The sequence below is a fragment of the Bradyrhizobium sp. 482_C4_N1_8 genome, assembly GCF_052075965.1.
GTDB classification, from domain to species: Bacteria; Pseudomonadota; Alphaproteobacteria; order Rhizobiales; family Xanthobacteraceae; genus Bradyrhizobium; species Bradyrhizobium barranii.
Genome location: NZ_CP197231.1, coordinates 1,417,265 through 1,435,625, shown reverse-complemented (window position 1 = coordinate 1,435,625; position 18,361 = coordinate 1,417,265). Strand labels below are relative to the sequence as shown.

General features: G+C 65.0%; 17 protein-coding genes. 5 read left to right on the top strand and 12 right to left on the bottom strand.

Features of this window, described 5'->3' with window-relative positions; all coding sequences use genetic code 11:
* Window positions 1–20: 20 nt before the first annotated feature.
* The gene (locus AB7Z56_RS06715) at window positions 21–734 is read right to left on the bottom strand and encodes a GGDEF domain-containing protein (protein WP_084794966.1); all 714 of its coding nucleotides are present in this window, start codon (window positions 732–734) and stop codon (window positions 21–23) included.
* A gap of 141 nt (window positions 735–875) precedes the next feature.
* On the opposite strand from AB7Z56_RS06715, the gene purE reads away from it, so the two are divergent.
* A complete protein-coding gene (gene purE / locus AB7Z56_RS06710) occupies window positions 876–1,364 on the top strand; it encodes a 5-(carboxyamino)imidazole ribonucleotide mutase (RefSeq protein ID WP_063981126.1) in 489 nt (162 codons plus the stop codon).
* Complete coding sequence (locus AB7Z56_RS06705; RefSeq protein ID WP_063981125.1) at window positions 1,361–2,467, top strand: 5-(carboxyamino)imidazole ribonucleotide synthase; 1,107 nt, start codon at window positions 1,361–1,363, stop codon at window positions 2,465–2,467. Before purE ends, AB7Z56_RS06705 begins: the two co-directional genes overlap by 4 nt.
* Before the next feature lie 36 nt (window positions 2,468–2,503).
* Here AB7Z56_RS06705 and aqpZ read toward each other — a convergent pair whose 3' ends face one another.
* On the bottom strand, window positions 2,504–3,226 hold the full coding sequence (gene aqpZ / locus AB7Z56_RS06700) for an aquaporin Z (protein ID WP_063981124.1): 723 nt from the start codon (window positions 3,224–3,226) through the stop codon (window positions 2,504–2,506).
* A gap of 264 nt (window positions 3,227–3,490) precedes the next feature.
* On the opposite strand from aqpZ, the gene rpsU reads away from it, so the two are divergent.
* Together rpsU and AB7Z56_RS06690 are read left to right on the top strand one after the other, a co-directional pair.
* A complete protein-coding gene (rpsU, locus tag AB7Z56_RS06695; RefSeq protein WP_063981123.1) occupies window positions 3,491–3,790 on the top strand; it encodes a 30S ribosomal protein S21 in 300 nt (99 codons plus the stop codon).
* Between the two features lie 144 nt (window positions 3,791–3,934).
* Entirely contained in the window at window positions 3,935–4,588 is a 654-nt protein-coding gene (locus tag AB7Z56_RS06690; RefSeq protein ID WP_166080021.1) for a tetratricopeptide repeat protein, read from the top strand.
* An 86-nt stretch (window positions 4,589–4,674) separates the two neighbouring features.
* Here the strand turns inward: AB7Z56_RS06690 and AB7Z56_RS06685 are convergent, their stop codons facing one another.
* From AB7Z56_RS06685 to AB7Z56_RS06640, 10 genes are all read right to left on the bottom strand, one after another.
* On the bottom strand, window positions 4,675–5,634 hold the full coding sequence (locus AB7Z56_RS06685) for a hypothetical protein (RefSeq protein WP_063981121.1): 960 nt from the start codon (window positions 5,632–5,634) through the stop codon (window positions 4,675–4,677).
* Between the two features lie 93 nt (window positions 5,635–5,727).
* Window positions 5,728–6,012 (bottom strand): cupin domain-containing protein, encoded by a 285-nt coding sequence (locus AB7Z56_RS06680; RefSeq protein ID WP_063981120.1) that lies wholly within the window; start codon window positions 6,010–6,012, stop codon window positions 5,728–5,730.
* Window positions 6,013–6,025: 13 nt separating this feature from the next.
* On the bottom strand, window positions 6,026–7,123 hold the full coding sequence (locus AB7Z56_RS06675; RefSeq protein WP_063981119.1) for a calcium:proton antiporter: 1,098 nt from the start codon (window positions 7,121–7,123) through the stop codon (window positions 6,026–6,028).
* A gap of 60 nt (window positions 7,124–7,183) precedes the next feature.
* Window positions 7,184–7,984, bottom strand: a complete 801-nt coding sequence (locus AB7Z56_RS06670) for an alpha/beta hydrolase (RefSeq protein ID WP_135216416.1) — start codon at window positions 7,982–7,984, stop codon at window positions 7,184–7,186.
* A 212-nt stretch (window positions 7,985–8,196) separates the two neighbouring features.
* Complete coding sequence (locus tag AB7Z56_RS06665) at window positions 8,197–9,594, bottom strand: NAD(P)(+) transhydrogenase (Re/Si-specific) subunit beta (RefSeq protein WP_063981117.1); 1,398 nt, start codon at window positions 9,592–9,594, stop codon at window positions 8,197–8,199.
* A 39-nt stretch (window positions 9,595–9,633) separates the two neighbouring features.
* Window positions 9,634–9,951, bottom strand: a complete 318-nt coding sequence (locus AB7Z56_RS06660; protein ID WP_063981116.1) for a proton-translocating transhydrogenase family protein — start codon at window positions 9,949–9,951, stop codon at window positions 9,634–9,636.
* Between the two features lie 10 nt (window positions 9,952–9,961).
* Window positions 9,962–11,089, bottom strand: a complete 1,128-nt coding sequence (locus AB7Z56_RS06655; protein ID WP_063981115.1) for a Re/Si-specific NAD(P)(+) transhydrogenase subunit alpha — start codon at window positions 11,087–11,089, stop codon at window positions 9,962–9,964.
* A 138-nt stretch (window positions 11,090–11,227) separates the two neighbouring features.
* The gene (locus AB7Z56_RS06650; protein WP_008136857.1) at window positions 11,228–11,380 is read right to left on the bottom strand and encodes an aa3-type cytochrome c oxidase subunit IV; all 153 of its coding nucleotides are present in this window, start codon (window positions 11,378–11,380) and stop codon (window positions 11,228–11,230) included.
* A gap of 140 nt (window positions 11,381–11,520) precedes the next feature.
* Window positions 11,521–14,508: a cell division protein gene (locus AB7Z56_RS06645; protein ID WP_063981114.1), complete on the bottom strand. Its 2,988-nt coding sequence runs from the start codon at window positions 14,506–14,508 to the stop codon at window positions 11,521–11,523.
* A gap of 225 nt (window positions 14,509–14,733) precedes the next feature.
* Complete coding sequence (locus AB7Z56_RS06640) at window positions 14,734–16,641, bottom strand: M3 family oligoendopeptidase (RefSeq protein WP_063981113.1); 1,908 nt, start codon at window positions 16,639–16,641, stop codon at window positions 14,734–14,736.
* 127 nt (window positions 16,642–16,768) lie between these two features.
* Here AB7Z56_RS06640 and AB7Z56_RS06635 point away from each other — a divergent pair, with 127 nt between their 5' ends.
* A complete protein-coding gene (locus AB7Z56_RS06635) occupies window positions 16,769–18,265 on the top strand; it encodes a sigma-54-dependent transcriptional regulator (RefSeq protein ID WP_063981112.1) in 1,497 nt (498 codons plus the stop codon).
* Window positions 18,266–18,361: the final 96 nt, after the last annotated feature.

Here is an 18,361-nt window from a genome sequence, read left to right as displayed (position 1 = left end):
TTTGTCGCGAAGATCGTGCCCTAGTTGCTGACCAGCCTGATCAGCGGCTCGTGCCGCCGGTGCGCCTTGCGCACATACATGGCGGCATCAGCCTCCTCCAGCGCGCGGCCTGCATCGGACTGCGCCCCCAGCAGCGCGACACCTGCGGAGGCGCCCGCGGTCACGCGCTGACCGCGAAAGGCAAACGACAATTCGTCGATCGCCTGCTCGAAGGCCGCTGCCTTCGCCTTGGCGTCGGTCTCGCTGAGATTCCAGAGCAGCAACGCAAACTCGTCGCCACCAAGCCGGCCGACCACGTCCGAGGCGCGGACCTGCCGCGTCAGGGTGGCCGCAATCGCCTTGAGCACCTCGTCTCCGGCGGCATGGCCGAAGGAATCGTTGATGGGCTTCAGGCGATCGACGTCGAGGACGATCAGCGCGCCGCTGGCGCGGTAGCGCTTCATGTAGGCGATGGCGCGCGCGAGCTCGCGCTCGAAGCCGCGCCGGTTCGGAATCTCGAGCAGGAAATCGGTGTCGGCCGCAGCTTCCAGTTCCGCGACCCGGCGTTCCGCCTCCTTGAGCTTGCCCCGCAAGCCGCGGATGGTCGCCCTGAGGTCGTCGGCGGCCGACGCTCCGCGCCGCGCCGGCTTGGCCGAGCGCTTCGCCAGTCGCCTGGGGGCGGCTTTGGAGCGGCTGGCGCTGGTCTTTCGGCCCTTTTTGGCCTTCGCAGCGCTCGCCCTTTTTGGTTTCTTCATGGGCATCCTGCTCAATGAAGGCTTGCGGGGATTCACCAAGACAGGATAGTGCATTCCCTTCTCCTTGCCACCGCCTTGCGAGCCACCGGCCGGAACCGTTAATCTGGCCTATCTTTCTGTTTTCCGAGCACAATTGACGTCATGACCGCGCCGATCGCCATCATCATGGGAAGCCAGTCGGACTGGGATACGATGCGGCATGCCGCCGACACGCTCGCAGCGCTCGGCGTTGCCGCCGATACCCGCATCGTTTCGGCACACCGCACCCCCGACCGGCTGTTTGCATTCGCCAAGGGCGCCAAGGCGGCGGGCTACAAGGTCATTATCGCCGGCGCGGGCGGCGCTGCGCATCTGCCCGGCATGGCGGCGGCGCTGACGGAACTGCCCGTGTTCGGCGTTCCCGTCGAATCCAGGACGCTCAAGGGCATCGATTCGCTCTATTCGATCGTGCAGATGCCCGCGGGCATCCCGGTCGGCACCCTCGCCATCGGCAAGGCCGGCGCGATCAACGCGGCGCTGCTTGCGGCTTCAGTGCTCGCATTGTCCGATCCGGCCCTGGCCGACCGTCTCGCCGCCTGGCGCAAGGCACAGACCGAGGCGGTTGCGGAGCGCCCGGAGGACAAGGCGTGACTGACGCAAAGCAGGTGAAGCTGAAGCCCGGCGACACCATCGGAATCCTCGGCGGCGGACAATTGGGGCGGATGCTCGCCATGGCTGCGGCGCGGCTCGGCCTGCGCTGCCAGGTATTCTCGCCCGATCCGGACTCGCCCGCCTTCGACGTCGTGCTGAACGCGACCTGCGCCGAATATGCCGACGTCGAAGCGCTCGAGCTGTTCGCCAACGACGTCGACGTCATCACCTACGAATTCGAGAACGTGCCGTCTGCCGCCGCGATGGTGCTGGACGCGCGCCGCCCGGTGCTGCCCAACCGCAAGATCCTCGAGACCACCCAGGACCGGCTCGCCGAGAAGGATTTCGTGACGCGGCTCGGCATCGGCACCGCAGCCTATGCCGACGTCACCTCGGTCTCCTCGCTGCGCGAGGCGATCGTCCGGATCGGCCTCCCTGCGGTGCTGAAAACCCGCCGCTTCGGCTACGACGGCAAGGGCCAGGCCATCATCCGCGAGGGCGACGACATCGCCAAGGTGTGGACCAGCCTCGCCACCAAATCGGCGATCCTCGAAGCCTTCATCCCGTACGAGCGCGAAATCTCCGTGATTGCGGCGCGCTCGGCGACCGGCCAGGTCGAGTGCTTCGACGTCACCGAGAACGAGCACCGCGACCACATTCTGAAGATATCCCGCGCCCCCGCACAGATTCCGGATGCGCTCGCGGAAGAAGCGCGCAGCATCGCCGGCAAGATCGCCGGGGCGCTCGATTATGTCGGCGTGCTCGCGGTCGAGATGTTCGTGCTCGCCAACGGCACCGGGCCGAAGGTGCTGGTCAACGAGATCGCTCCGCGCGTGCACAATTCCGGACACTGGACGCTCGACGGCGCCTCAGTCTCGCAGTTCGAGCAGCACATCCGCGCCATTGCCGGCTGGCCGCTCGGCAAGGCCGTGCGCCACGGCGAAATCGTCACCATGACCAATCTGATCGGCGACGAGATCAACGATTACGAGAAGTGGCTGAGCGTGCCGGGCGTGACCGTGCACATCTACGGCAAGGGCGCGCCGCGCCCCGGCCGCAAGATGGGCCACGTCACCGAAGTCAGGCCGACGAAGGGCAAGTAGCGGGACCGCGGCGCATGCCGCGATCCCGCCTTTCGATCAGGCCGTCTTCACGCCCGCGACGACGCCAGAGGGCTCCTCGCTGAGCCAGCGATAGAGCACCCCGCCCAGCGCGCCGCCGATCAGCGGAGCGACCCAGAACAGCCAGAGCTGCGACAGCGCCCAGCCGCCGACGAACAGTGCGGGCCCGGTGCTGCGCGCCGGGTTCACCGACGTGTTGGTGACGGGGATGCTGACGAGATGGATCATCACCAGCGCGAGCCCGATCGCGAGCGGAGCGAAGCCCGCGGGCGCGCGGCCATGGGTGGCGCCCATGATGACGAACAGGAACATCATGGTCATCACCACCTCGGTGACGAAGCAGGCGATCAGGCTGTACTGGCCGGGCGAATGCGCGTCGTAGCCGTTCGACGCAAAACCCTTGCTGACGTCGAATCCGGGAGCACCGCTGGCGATTATGTAAAGCAGCTGGGCGGCGACGATCGCGCCGCAGACCTGTGCGATCACGTAAGGCAGGATCTGTCCCGCCGGGAAGCGTCCTCCGGCGGCAAGCCCGACGGTGACGGCCGGGTTGAGGTGGCAGCCCGAGATGTGCCCGATTGCATAGGCCATGGTGACGACGCTTAAGCCGAACGCCAGGGACACGCCGACCAGGCCGATTCCGACCTGCGGAAAGCCGGCGGCGATCACCGCGCTGCCGCAGCCTGCGAATGTGAGCCAGAATGTGCCGATCGCCTCGGCAGCGTATTTCTTCATATCCATGTGACGTCTCCCCTAATTCCAGGAATTTCCGGAGCAAAGCTCCGGGAACTGCCCCACCCTTGGCGCCGAATCACCCAAATCGGGGCCGTACGGAGGTATTTTCGCCTTATTTAATGGCTGAACTTGGCCCGAAAATCTGCTTGGCAGGTGGACATCGCGGGTTTTGTCTGATACATCCGCGCCCTCAAGGTTAAGGGCTTGTGCGTTTCGCCATCCCCTTTGACTTACCAGAATTCAAATCCGATCCACTGAAGAGGATGCCGCGTGCAGGTTCTCGTTCGCGATAACAATGTCGATCAAGCCCTCAAGGCGCTGAAGAAGAAGATGCAGCGTGAGGGAATTTTCCGCGAGATGAAGCTCCGCGGTCATTACGAGAAGCCCTCCGAGAAGAAGGCCCGTGAAAAGGCCGAGGCCGTGCGCCGCGCGCGCAAGCTGGCCCGCAAGAAGCTGCAGCGCGAAGGCCTGCTGCCGATGAAGCCGAAGCCGGTGTTCGGCGCCGGTCCCGGTGGTGATCGTGGCGGCCGTAGCAGCGGCCCGGGTGCGGGTCCGCGCGGACCGCGCTGATTCCGCCTGACTTGCAAGACTTCAGTTTTCCAAGACTTCAGTTTTCGATGACGCGGGCCCTTGGCCCGCGTTATTGTTTTGTGAGCGGTGCCTTCTCTGGGACGGGGGCACTACCGATGCGGCACCAGCGCGAGCGAACCGTAGATGGCCTCCCCTTTCCCCGAACGCCGCTTGGCGCGGCTACGCCAGATCTGGCGACAGCCGTTCGCGCTCGGCTTGATGGGGATCGTGCTGTGCGGCTGCTCCTTCGATCTCGGCTCCATGATGCCCGAGAAGGAGAAGCCGCAGGAGGCGCCCAAGGCGGCTGCGACGGCCGCCGACAGCGCGGTCAGCGCCGGCAATGTCAGCGAGGCCCAGGCTCACACCGCAAAAGGCCAGACCCTGGCAAAGGCGGGGGAGACGGCTGGCGCGCTGGACGAGTTCAACCGGGCCGTCGCGCTCGATCCCTATAACGCGCAGGCACTTTATGGTCGCGCCCTGATCTATCAGGGCAACAACGAGCATAATTTCGCCATCGCCGATTTCAGCGCCGCCAACGGGCTCAATCCGCAAAAGGTCGAGCCGTTGCTCGGCCGCGCCATCAGCTATCTCGCCCTCGGCAAGGTCAAGGAAGCGGCGGCCGATCTCGATGAGGCCTCTGAGGTCGATCCGCACAACGCGCAGGTGTGGACCACGCGCGGACAGGCCTATGAGCGGCTGGGTGACAAGGCCAAGGCGGCCACATCCTACAACAAGGCGGTCGCGCTACGTCCACGCGACGATACCGCCCGCAGCGGTCTCGCCCGCGTCGGCGGCTGACAGCGCGGCTAGAGCTGCTCGTTTTGACGCGTTTTCTTCACGCGAAGCGGTGTCCACGTCGCTCGAAGACGCTCTCAGCCACCGCCTTAATCGGGGGTGGCGCTCTTCGGCAGGACGGAGTGGAACATCGACTTCATGCCCGACAGCATCTCGTCGGCGACATTGGTCTTCTTCGGCCGCGGCATGGTCGCGCCGGCATCGGCACGCAGGTCGAGTGGCGGCGCGATCACCGGCACCGGAATGTCGGCCGGCGGCGTCATCCGGTTCGGATCGTCGTTGCCGATCGAGGCGGTGTAGGGCGGATTGACCGGCGACGCGCCGCCATTGCCATAGGCTTCGGACGAAGGCGTCGACACCGTGATCGGCGGCGGCAGCGGACGGAGCGCGGACGGCTCAGCAGGAATGACGCGCGGGGCTTCCGGGGTGCGGGAGGCTTCCCGAACCGCAGGCTCCGGCGATCTCTCGACCGACTTGGTTTCAGCCGGCCGGGCTTCGGAAGGCTTGCTCTCGGAAGACTTGGTTTCGGAAGATCTGGCCTCGGCGGCCTTGCCCTCAGGCGACTTGCGCAGGCGCTCGATCGCGGCGCGCGCGAGATCGTTGGCGTCGGGCGTCGCAGCCGGGGACGCCGGTGCCGAATTGGCCTCGACCACCGGGGTGGTGGCGGGAGCCGTGACAGCCGGAGCGGACTTGGCGGCCGCCTTCTCACGCGCCGGGTTGCGGCCGCGCGGGCCGGCCTCGGCGGGAGCAACGTCCGCGGCCTTGGTCTCGGCCGGGTGTTCGCCGGATTTGTCGGCCGGCTTCTCGGCCGCCGCCTTGTCGGTCACGCTCTTCTCGGAGACGCCTTTGGCCTTGACGCCGGGCGCCGGGAGGTTGGCCACATCGGAGGGCTTGCCGCTCTTGCCGGCATCGGCAGGCGCTACCACGGCCGCGGGGGCATCGGCCGCCGGCTTGGCGTTGATGTAGTGGTTAACGATGTACGCCCCGATGATCGTCGCGAGCACCGAGGGGAGAATATCCATCGAGATTTTAGCGAGGTATTTCAGCATTTCTCGGCCACTCCCCGCGCGATCAGATGCGGGAACTTTGGGGCATTGTAAGGGATCAACTGCGACGGATCGATGGCAAAGGGTTCGCCCGCCTTACGGCTTCAGCTCGATCTCAAGGAACACGATCTCGGTTGAGGTTTCGTTAAGTACGTCGTGTTGGACGCCGGCCTTGCGAAAGTAAGATTTTCCGGCCGCGAGCTGCGCCTTGGAACGCTCGCCGCCGGGCGCCACGATGGTCATCTCGCCGGCGACGACGGGAACAATGACATAGTCCATGCCGTGGGTGTGATGCCCGGTCGCGCTGCCCGGGTCGAGCCGCCACTCGGTCACCCGGACCTGCTCGTTGTCGATCTGAACCTCGGATTTGGCGGCAAGCATCGGGAATTTCCTTCTACGGCACGAAAACCATGAACACGTAGACGGCAAATACCACCATATGGACCAGCCCGAACAGGACATTGGTCCTGCCGGTGCCGAAGGTCAGCATGCTCAACAAGAATGTCAGGAACAGGAGTGCGGTGTTCGCCGGGTTCAGGCCCAGCACGAGCGGCTGGTCGAGCAGGTAGGTGGCGATCCCGACCGCCGGAATGGTCAGGCCGATGGTTGCGAGCGAGGACCCGAGCGCCAGGTTGATGCTCTTCTGGAGGTCGTTCTTGCGCGCCGCCGCAATCGCCGAGACACCCTCCGGCATCAGGATCAGGAGGGCGACGAGGAGGCCCGCGAACGCCGGCGGGGCGCCGATCTGAACGGCGACCGCGTCCACCACCAGCGAGAACTTCTTGGCGAGGAGGACGACCGCCAGCAGCGAGATCAGCAGCAGCACGATGCTGAGCACCAGCATTCTGCCCGACAAATGCGCCTCCCCGCCCTCGCCGTCCGCCCTCTCGTGGACGAAGTAGTCCTTGTGCAGGACGGTCTGGGTGTAGAGGAACACGCCGTAGAGCACGATCGTTGCGAGATCGACGAAGCCGAGCTGGAGCGTCGAATAGATCGGGCCCGGCGTCGTCAGCGTGTAGTTGGGCATGATCAGGGTGATGGTTGCCATCGCAATCAGCACGCTGAGATAGACGTTGGCGCCCGAGACCTGAAAGCCCTGCTCGCGATAGCGCATGCCGCCGATGAAGACGCAGAGGCCGACCAGGCCGTTGCAGACGATCATCACGACCGCGAACACGGTGTCGCGGGCGAGCTCCGGGGCCGGCTTGTCGCCCAGCATGATCGTGGTGATCAGTGCGACCTCGATGATGGTCACCGCCAGCGTCAGCAGCAGCGTGCCATAGGGCTCGCCGATGCGCTCGGCGATCACCTCGGAATGATGAACGGCCGCGAAGACGGTGCCGAACAGGATCACCAGGAGCACGATCGCGAACAGGGCTCCGCCCGCCGTCAGCGTAAAGCTGTAGCCGGTCGCGGTCACGATCAGGAACAGCAGCACCGCCAGAGCGGGGAAGATCCAGGACGACCGCGGCATCGGTCCGTGTGCGCTCATGCGGGCGATTCCTTCCAATGGGAGACCGATTATGCGCGAGAAGATCGCATCCGTCAGCCCTCAGGACCCATTGATGAAGTTTCGTGCGATCTCGATGGCGCCAAAGCTGCCGAGATCGTCGTGCCCGCCGCCGGGAATGCGGACGAACTGCTTCGGCTCGCGGGCCAGCGCAAACAATTTCTCGCCGAATGCGATCGGGATGGTCTGGTCCTGCGCGCCATGCATGATCAGGAGCGGAGCCGTGACGCGTGCGATGCGCTCATCCGAGTGGAAGGGGTCGCGGATCAGGAGGCGAACCGGAGCGAACCAGAAATGCGCGGCGGCGACGTCGGCGATCGACGAATAGGGCGCCTCGAGGATCAGCTTCCCGACCGGATGTTCGGAGGCGACGGCGACCGCAACGCCGGTCCCGAGCGAGAAGCCCCAGGCGACGAGGCGCCGGGCGTCATAGCGCGCCACCGCGAACGCGTACGCGGCCGCGCCATCGCGCAGCAGGCCATCTTCGCCCGGTGCGCCGCTGGAGCCCGAATAGCCGCGATAGGACAGCGCGACGAGACCGGTGCCGTCAGCCGTGATCGCCTTGAAGTGGCCGGCAAGGCCGGCCAGAGAATCGCCGTTGCCGTGGAAGAACAGCACCACGGCACGGCCAGGCTTTGGCGGCACGTGCCAGACGATGACCTTCTCGCCGTCAGACGTCGTCAGGACATGCTCTTCGGCGTCTGGAAGTCCCGCGGCGGCAGGCGCCGTGCGCTCGGCCGTCGGAATCGGAAACAGCATGGCGCGCTGTTTGGCAAACAACAGGACGAGACCGGCGAGGTAGCCGGCCGCGAGGATGGTGGCGGTCCATTTCAGGAATGTCATCGCGGCCCGCCATTCCGGAGTTCAGGATTTGCGGCGGCTCGTGAGCAGTTTGAGAACGTCCGGCCGGATGCTCAAGGGAATCTCGCGGCAGCCGCACGCCGCCGCATGGGCAACGTGCCACGCGACACGCTGCTCGCGCGTCGCCTTCGGTGGCATGCGATGGGACCGGTGCCACTCCTTGTTCAGGGCCACGGTCCGCTCGCCTTCCCGCCCTACATCGCCTTGACGATGTTCTCGGTGACCTTCTTGGCGTCGCCGAGCAGCATCATGGTGTTGTCGCGATAGAACAGCGGATTGTCGATACCGGCATAGCCCGAGGCGAGCGAGCGCTTGATGAACATGACGGTGCCGGCCTTCCAGACCTGGAGGACGGGCATGCCGTAGATCGGCGAGGTCTTGTCCTCTTCGGCCGCCGGGTTGGTGACGTCGTTGGCGCCAATCACGAAGGCGATGTCGGCCTGCGCGAATTCGGAGTTGATGTCCTCGAGCTCGAACACCTCGTCGTAGGGGACGTTGGCCTCGGCGAGCAGCACGTTCATGTGGCCGGGCATGCGGCCCGCGACCGGATGAATGGCGTACTTCACCTCGACGCCTTCCTTCTTCAGGATGTCGCCCATTTCGCGCAGCGCGTGCTGGGCCTGCGCCACCGCCATGCCGTAGCCGGGCACGATGATGACCTTCTGCGCATTCTTCATGATGAAGGCGGCGTCGTCGGCCGAGCCGAGCTTGGCGGGCTTCTGCTCGCCGCCGCCAGCGCCGGCCGCGGCGGTCTCGCCGCCAAAGCCACCGAGGATGACCGAGATGAAGGACCGGTTCATCGCGTGGCACATGATGTAGGACAGGATCGCACCCGACGAGCCGACCAGCGCGCCGGTGATGATCAGCGCGGAATTGCCCAGCGTGAAGCCGATGCCGGCCGCAGCCCAGCCGGAATAGGAGTTCAGCATCGAGATCACGACCGGCATGTCGGCGCCGCCGATCGGGATGATCATGAGCACGCCGAGCGCCAGCGCGATGATGACGATCAGCCAGAAGTCGAGCGCGCTGCCCGACATCACCAACCCGACGATGAAGACGACGAGCGCGATCGCGAGCGCGATGTTGATGACGTGGCGGAACGGCAGGATGATCGGCGCGCCGCTCATGCGCGCGGACAGCTTCAGGAACGCGATCACCGAGCCGGTGAAGGTCAGCGCGCCGATGGCGACGCCGAGCGACATCTCGACCAGGCTCTGCGGATGGATGTTGCCGGGCGTGCCGATGTCGAAGGCTTCCGGCGCGTAGAACGCGCCGGCGGCGACCAGCACCGCGGCCATGCCGACCAGCGAGTGGAAGGCGGCGACCAGTTCCGGCATCGAGGTCATCGGCACGCGGCGGGCGATCACCGCGCCGATGCCGCCGCCGATCGCGATACCGACGATGACGAGCACCCAGGCGAGGCCGTCTGCCGGCGGATGGTTGGCGAGCGTGGTGGCGACCGCGATCGCCATGCCGATCATGCCGAACAGATTGCCCTGGCGCGACGAAGCCGGGCTCGACAGCCCGCGCAGCGACAGGATGAACAGCACTCCCGCCACGAGATACAAAAATGCAGAGAGGTTGGCGCTCATCTCAGGTCCCCATTGATCCCTTCAGCCCGAGGTGGCCGCTTACTTCGACTTCTTCTTGTACATCGCCAGCATCCGCTGGGTGACAAGGAAGCCGCCGAAGATGTTGATGCAGGCGAAGATCAGAGCGACGAAGCCGAAGGCGCGTGCCCAGCCCGAGCCGCTCGAGACATTGGCGACGCCGCCGGCGAGGAGCGCGCCGACCACGATCACCGAGGAGATTGCGTTGGTCACGCTCATCAGCGGCGTGTGCAGCGCCGGCGTCACCGACCACACCACGAAATAACCGACGAAGACGGCAAGGACGAAAATCGACAGCCGGAAGACGAAGGGGTCGACGACCTGTGCAACATGCTCCATGGCGGCTCTCCTAAGCTTTCGGCTGGAAGTTCGGGTGAATCACGGCGCCGTCCTTGGTGAGCGCCGTCGCCTTCACGAGTTCGTCGTCCCAATTGACGGCAAGAGCCTTGCTGCCCTTGTCGACCAGGGTCTCGATGAAATTGAACAGGTTGCGCGCGTAGAGGCTGGAGGCGGACGCCGCGACGCGGCCGGCAACGTTGGTGTAGCCGACGATCTTGATGCCATCGACATCGGCGACCTCGCCCGGCCTCGCGCCTTCGACATTGCCGCCGCGCTCGACGGCGAGATCGACCAGCACCGAACCCGGCTTCATCGACTTGACCATGTCGGCCGAAACGAGCTTCGGCGCCGGCCGGCCCGGAATCAGCGCCGTCGTGATCACGATGTCCTGCTTCTTGATGTGTTCGGCGGTGAGCGCGGCCTGCTTGGCCTGGTATTCCTTGGACATTTCCTTGGCGTAGCCGCCGGCGGTCTGCGCGTTCTTGAACTCCTCGTCCTCGACGGCGAGGAATTTTGCGCCGAGCGATTCCACCTGCTCTTTCGTCGCGGGCCGCACGTCGGTCGCGGTGACGATGGCGCCGAGACGGCGCGCGGTCGCGATCGCCTGGAGGCCGGCAACGCCGACGCCCATCACGAACACCTTTGCGGCGGGCACGGTGCCGGCGGCAGTCATCATCATCGGGAAGGCGCGGCCGAAGGCCTCGGCCCCCTCGATCACGGCGCGGTAGCCGGCAAGGTTCGCCTGAGACGACAGCACGTCCATCACCTGCGCACGGGTGATGCGCGGCATCAGTTCCATCGCGAAGGCGGAGACGCCGGAATCGGCGATCGTCTTCAGCGCGGCCTCGTTGCCGTAGGGGTCCATGATGGCGATGACGAGCGCACCGCGCTTGTACTGCGCGAGCTCGGAGGCTTCGGGACGCTTCACCTTGATGATGATGTCGGCGTCCTTCAGCGCATCGGCGCTGACGGTGGCGCCCACGGCGGTGAATTCGGAATCCGGCAGGCCCGATTTGAGGCCGGCGCCCGGCTCGACGGCGATCTCGGCGCCCAACGCCTTGAACTTCTTCACCGTATCAGGCGAAGCGGCGACACGCGGCTCCGACGGATCGATTTCCTTGGCAACGGCGATCTTCATAGGCCCTCCGGCGACGCGGGACAGCGCGCGCGCAAACTTAAGCGTTACTCCCGCAGCGTTCGATACCGGTTTTGGGACCGGCTTGGATGCAAATTTTGTAGGCGGCAGCTGCTGCTGACGTGTGCAGCTGCCGATAGGTCAGGTCAGGAAGATCGCCATCAGGATCACGATGAGCGCGACCGAGGCCGTGCCGTACTTCACCAGCTTGATGAAGCCCTCATAGGTCTGCTCGTGGGCAACGTAGTCGTTGCCGTCGGCGGTGGTGTACGCCACTTCGCTATGGTCAGCCATGTATTGTCCCCAGTCGAAAGTCGAATTCTTGGGCTGGGATACCGCAAACCTTCGGGCAGGGCAACGGCACCGATGGCCGGTTTTCGGGCAAATCAGGTGATTTGGAATTCCGATTGCCGGGAATCCGGCTGTCGCGCTGCTCAGCCCTGATCGATCATCGTGGCGGTGACGCTCGCGGTTTGCCGCCGAGGTACCGGAAGACCGAGCGCCTCGCGGACCGCGTCGATCGCCGGCTCGCCCGCTTCAGTGAATCGGGCCATATGCGGATCGACGCCGGACCCGACCGCGACCGGATTGTCACCGGACAGGAAACCGTGCGCCATGTGGAAGCCCAGCGCGCGGTAGACCTCGAACTGCTCCTCCGAGAAGAACTGGTCACCCGTGGTCTCGTGCGGGAAGCGGTCGTTTCGCCGCGCGTAGTCCCGGATGTAGTCGTTCTCGTCGCCATTGAGCGACGATTTGACGTAAACGAGATAACCCTGCTCGTCGCCTCCGTAGTCGATGGTGCCGATCGCGACGTGGACGTGGTCTCGCGCAATGTCGTCGCGCTCGTCGGCCGCGCCGGGATCACCCGCCTTGTCGGCATTGCGCGCCATCAGCGCACGCGTGCGCTCGCGAATCGGCGTCCATGGCAGGTCGATGCGGACGCCGAGATCGATGCGGGCGTAACGCTGTAACGTCATCAGGGAACCGAAATTCATCGGCGCATCGGCTTCCGCATCGACCGCGATGATCACCTTGCAGCGGCGGCGCAACAGCTCGTAGACGCCGAGATTCTCGATATGACCGCCGTCCGTCAGATAGACGCTGTCGCTGTTCTCGTACAGGCGCCCCGAGATCTCCGACCAGAAATAGATCGGCGTGGAGCGGCGCTGCGGCCGGACACGCTCATCGACGTAACGCGGGTTCTTCAGCCAATAGCCGAGCCGGACGTTGAGGAGCGCAAGCGTGGGCGTCAGCGCCTTGATCGAGCTCGAACCCATGTTCGAGGAGGCCGCGGCTCCGGAAATCGCCATTGCGGTGGCGAGATCGAGACTTTGCTCGTCGTCCTGCACCAGATCGGTGGGCGCATAGCCCGTCGCCTCGCTGCCGACGTTCAGGGCGGAGAACACGAAGAAGTCCGCGTTGCGTCCGCGCCGGTTGGCAAAGTCGGAGCCCTGAATATTCAGCGCCGTATTGATGAGCTGATAGGGCGCGTGCAGCTTCGGCGCAGCCGGCTGCCCTGGAATCCGGGCCGTCGCGGCCGGAGCGGCGTAGAGATCCGTCAGCTTCATGCGATCGAGCGCCTTGAAATCGCGCCCCTGGTCGAGACTGGCTTCGGCGGGCGCGACGCGCCCGTCGGCCGAACGCGTCGGATCGAACAGGAAGGCCTTGCTCAGGCGATCGCGATAGAGCCGGTGCAACGAGTTCGCATTCGGCGTCAGGCAGAACGAGATGGCGAACAGCAGGGCGCCGGCGAACGTGTAGAGGATCACCATGTGCAGGCTGTAGGAGTAGGCGAGCTCCGAAGCATTGCCCTGGAACAGGCTGGGAAAACGAACCTGAACCACCTGCCCCGCTTTCTGAGCCAGGAACAGGAGCCAGGCGGGCGTGTGCCAGATCGGCGTCAACTGCTCGGCATCTGCCACGACCTGCGGTGCGGCTTTCGGCGTGATTTCCGCCGACAAGGTCCCCTTGCTGACATCGAACTGAATCCTGCCTGCGAGGCTTCCGGACGGCGCGTTCGATTTGGCATTGACCAGGCACTCTCGCTGGGAGGTTGCGCCCATAACGGACGGGCACCTCTCGAACAGATCGTTGGCGATGCCCCAATAGGATAGATAGAGGTATGCGACCCAGATGACGAGCGGAAGCGCAAGGCCCGCGATCCATAGCGCGACCTTGGCCACGACCGCGAGCACAAGCGAACCCCATTGCGAGGATGCGCTGTTGCCCTTCAGCAATTCCACGAATTGCTGCCTGAACGCGGTGACGAAGACACCGATTGGCGCAGCCACTGCCGCGAGCGACTTGATCCAGGTGATCGCAACCGCAGCAGCCGGTCCACCGATTGCGCTGCTCTCGGCGACATCGAACATCTGCTCCAGCATGAAGGGTTGAAACTCGAAGAAGGCGATCACCGCCAGCAGCACCAGGAAGGTCGCGCCCATGCTCGGCCAGTGCGAACGGAACTCCTGCCGCTTGCCGGGGCTCGCGAGCGACTGCTTGAGCGCCCATCCGAAAAACAGGACGCCCCCGATGATTGCGATCGACAGGCTCAACGCAAAATGCTGGACCTTGAGAAACCGGGCGAAGTCGCACGCGACGCCCAGCAACAATGCGATCCCGCCAATATAGGCGAACACGACGCTGGGACCGCTGCCGCGGACGGAGCGGGAGGTGAAATAGGCGAGCCCGCTGCAAGCGAACATCACGAGCGCGACGACCAGGCCGAATGTGCTGAAACCGTAACGATCGATGTCGCTGAAATCATGCAGCTCGCACAACGACCTGTTGTTGAGACTGATGCCGAAGATGTTCGCATCCGTCAGGCAGCTCCGCAGCGGCGTTGACCAGATGGTGATGGCGGCAAGCAGCAGCACGATGGGCAACGTCAACCCGATATTGGCGACCAGTCCCCGCACGACGATCGCAACTCCGGTCAGGAGATCGCGGGCACCGGCGGGGATCAGATAGTTGGAATAGTTGCGCAGGTGTCCGACCGACGGCGTATCGCTGATCTCGGCGGACGTGACGGTTCCGCCGGCGGGTCTCTCGCCGAACACAAAGCGCCGTGCGGTCGTCATGGTGGCGCTGAGCGAGGTGCCGATATAGCCGCCGCCCGACACCGTGGAGAGATAGTCGATCCGGCCGATCAGGTTGTGGTGGTTCAGTGCCTGGAGCACGCCGAGGCAAACGGCCGACGAGCGAATGCCACCGCCGGACAACGCAAGTCCGACGACGTCGAGCAACTGGCAGGGTTGCAGGCCGTCGGCGTCGAGGCGCCGTTCCGGCTCGCGGCGGGTGTTGATCGCCTCGATCTCATCGCAAACGATCTGATGGTGCTTCTCGCACCAGGGCGTTTCCTGATCGACGGCGGCAGCATTTCTCGCCATCGGAACCGGCGTGGCGGGCCCTTGATGGAGCATGGGTGCCTCCCCAGGGAGAAACCGATCAATCCACAATCAATAGTAGAAAATCATTTCCGAGTATCTGTTGAGTTAGTCTTGCGGGCCGCGCGAACGTTCAATCGCACGTAGCAAATCGCCGGCCTCCGCCGCGAAGGTCGCCCACGCCCACGGATGGAACTGGGGGCCGCAAAAAAACCTGCGGCACCCGCATTCCGTGCGCCCGGAAGGAACTCGCGCTTCGCCTCAGCCCATCGCCTCGAGCTCGTCGATCATCCCGGCGATGACCGAGAGACCGCCGTCCCAGAATTTGGGATCCTTGGCATCGAGCCCGAACGGCCGCAGCAGCTCGGAATAATGCTTGGTGCCGCCGGCGGCGAGCATGTCGAGGTAGCGCTCGGCAAAGCCCTCGGCCGCATTCTCGTAGACGGCGTAGAGCGAGTTCACGAGACAATCACCGAAGGCATAGGCGTAGACGTAGAACGGCGAGTGGATGAAGTGCGGGATGTACATCCAGTAGTTCTCGTAGCCCGCCTTGATCTCGATCGCCGGCCCGAGGCTCTCGCCCTGCACCGACAGCCAGATCTCACCGAGCCGCGTCGCGGTGAGCTCGCCGTTCTTGCGCTCGGTGTGGACCGCGCGCTCGAACGAATAGAACGCGATCTGCCGCACCACCGTGTTGATCATGTCCTCGACCTTGCCGGCGAGCAGCGCCTGGCGCTGCCGGGCGCTCTTGGTCTGCGCCAGCAACCGCCGGAAGGTCAGCATCTCGCCGAACACGCTCGCGGTCTCGGCCAGCGTCAGCGGCGTCGGCGCCATCAGCGCGCCGTTCTTCGCGGCCAGCACCTGGTGCACGCCATGGCCGAGCTCATGCGCGAGCGTCATCACGTCGCGCGGCTTGCCCTGGTAGTTCATCAGCACGTAAGGATGCGCCGACGGCGTGGTCGGATGTGAGAACGCGCCCGGCGCCTTGCCGGGGCGAACCGGCGCGTCGATCCAGCGATCGGTGAAGAAGCGCTCGGCGATCTCGGCCATTTTGGGCGAGAAGCCGCGATAGGCCGTCAGCACCATGTTGCGCGCATCGGGCCAGCCGATGACGTCGGTCGCGGCGAACGGCAGCGGCGCGTTGCGGTCCCAATAAGCCAGCCGCTTCTTGCCGAACCACTTCGCCTTCAACGCATAATAGCGATGCGACAGCTTTGGATAGGCCGCGCGCACCGAGGCGACCAGCGCGTCCACCACCTCGCGCTCGACGCGATTGCTCAGATGCCGAGAATCCGCGACGTCCTTGAACCCACGCCAATTGTCGGAGATGTCCTTGTCCTTGGCGAGCGTGTTGGTGATCAGCGCAAAGGTGCGCTCATTGGCCTTGAAGGTCTTTGTCAACGCTTCGGCCGCAGCCTTGCGCTTTGTGCCGTCACGGTCCTGCAGGAAATTGAGCGTCGGCTCGATCGCGAGCTCTTTGGCGCCGACCTTGAAGCGCAGGCCGGAGATGGTCTGGTCGAACAGCCGGTTGAAGGCGGAATAGCCGGTCTGCGACTTCTCGAGGAAGAGCTGCTCGAGCTTGTCGTCGAGCTGGTACGGCTTCTCCTTGCGCAGATCCTCGATCCAAGGACGGTAATACGCGAGCTCGGCGGCCTGCATCGCGCGGTTCAAAATATCGTCATCGACGCGGTTGAGCTCGAGCGCGAAGAACAAGAGATGCGTGGACGCCGCCGTTAGCCGCTCGGAGACATCGCCGTAAAACTTTGAAATCGTGGGATCAACGCTGTCGCCGGCATGGACGAGACCGGCATAGGAGCCGAGACGGCCGGCGAGATCGTCGATCGCCTCATAGCGTCGCACCGCCTCGGCGAGCCATTTTCCGCCATCTTCGTTTGCTGTCCCTGTAGCGAGCTTGCCCTTGTAGTCGGTCTCGAACGCGACGCAATCGGCGTCCATCCTTTCGAGATCGCGCGCCACTTCCGGCGCATCGATCCCGGAATAGAGGTCGGCGAGGTTCCACTCCGGAAGCCTGCCGGTCTTGCCCGCAGGCTTTGCGGGCAAAGATTTGGAGGACTTTGCCTTGGCGGCGGATTTCCTGGTGCTTGGCTTGCGGAGAGCGGGCTTGCTGGAGGCAGATTTCTTGAGAGCAGATTTGGAGCGCGAATTCATTGTGTGGGAAACCTGTGTTCAACAAGCGCGACGGCGGGCGGGGGCATCAAGGTTTAAGAGTGCGTTAATCGGCTTCGGCCAGAGTGACCCGATTCGAGACAGATAGTAGTAGCGTGCGGGGAACACCATGGCTGCCTGTATTTTGATCGCCGACGACGACGCAGTAGCCCGCCGGCTGGTCGAGAACATGGTGCAGAAATGCGGCTATGAGACGGTCGTCGTGGACTCCGGCGACGCCGCGATCGCCGCCCTCACCGCCCCCGATGCACCGGCGATCGACGCCGTCATCCTCGATCTCGTGATGCCCGGCCTCGACGGCATGGGCGTGCTGGCGAAAATCCGCGAGGCCGGCCTCGGCGTCCCCGTCATCGTGCAGACCGCCCATGGCGGCATCGACAACGTGATCTCGGCGATGCGCGCGGGCGCGGCCGATTTCGTCGTCAAGCCGGTTGGCTTGGAGCGGCTCCAGGTCTCTCTGCGCAACGCACTCAATGCCTCCGCGCTCAAGGGCGAGTTGCAGCGTATCCGTCACAGCCGCGAGGGCCGGCTGACTTTCTCCGACATCATCACCCGCGCCGAGGCGATGGCGGCCGTGATGCGTGCCGCGCAGAAGGCCGCGGGCTCGTCGATCCCAGTGCTGATCGAGGGCGAGTCCGGCGTCGGCAAGGAGATGTTCGCACGCGCCATCCATGGCAGCGGCGAGCGCAAGGCTAAGCCGTTCGTCGCGGTCAATTGCGGTGCGATCCCCGACAATTTGGTCGAGTCGATCCTGTTCGGTCACGAGAAGGGCGCCTTCACCGGCGCCACCGAACGGCACACCGGCAAGTTCGTCGAGGCTCATGGCGGCACGCTGTTCCTGGACGAGGTCAGCGAGCTGCCGCTCACCGCGCAGGTCAAGCTGCTGCGCGCACTTCAGGAAGGCGCGGTCGAAGCGGTCGGCGGACGCAAGCCGTTGAAGGTCGACGTCCGGATCATCTCCGCGACCAACCGCAGGCTGCTGGAGCGGGTGAAGCAGGGCCATTTCCGCGAAGATCTGTTCTATCGCCTCCACGTGCTGCCGCTGACGATCCCCTCGCTGCGGGCGCGGCGTGAGGACATCCCGTATCTGCTCCGGCATTTCCTGGCGCGCTTTGCCGCCGAGGAGAATCGCCTCATCACCGGCATCAGCGGCGAGGCCGTCGCGCACCTCGCCCAGCTCGACTGGCCCGGCAACATCCGCCAGCTCGAAAACGCGGTCTACCGCGCGGTGGTGATGAGCGAGGGCGACCAGCTCGACCTTGCCGACTTCCCCCTGCTCACCTCGCAGCCGCATCTCGAGACCGACATCCCGACCGCGCCGCTGATGCTCGAGCCGATCGCGGCGCCCTCGGTGGTGTCGGGTGGTGAAATACCGATCGCGCCGCTGCCGCTGGCGGGCACCCTTTCCATGCTGACCCCCACCGGCGACGTCCGCCCGCTGGAGGACATGGAGAGCGAGATCATCCGTTTCGCGATCTCGCATTATCGGGGGCAGATGTCCGAGGTCGCCCGCCGCCTCAAAATCGGCCGGTCCACGCTCTACCGCAAGCTCGACGAAGCCGGGGTTCCCGGACATGGCGGCAAAAGCGGTGAGGAGACGCCCTGAGCCTCATGCGAACGGAGGTTCGCCTGGCGTTGCGATGACGCCGCAAGCCCTTCGCATTACGGCAAAATCCGGCTGCGACGTGAACCGTGACTTGGA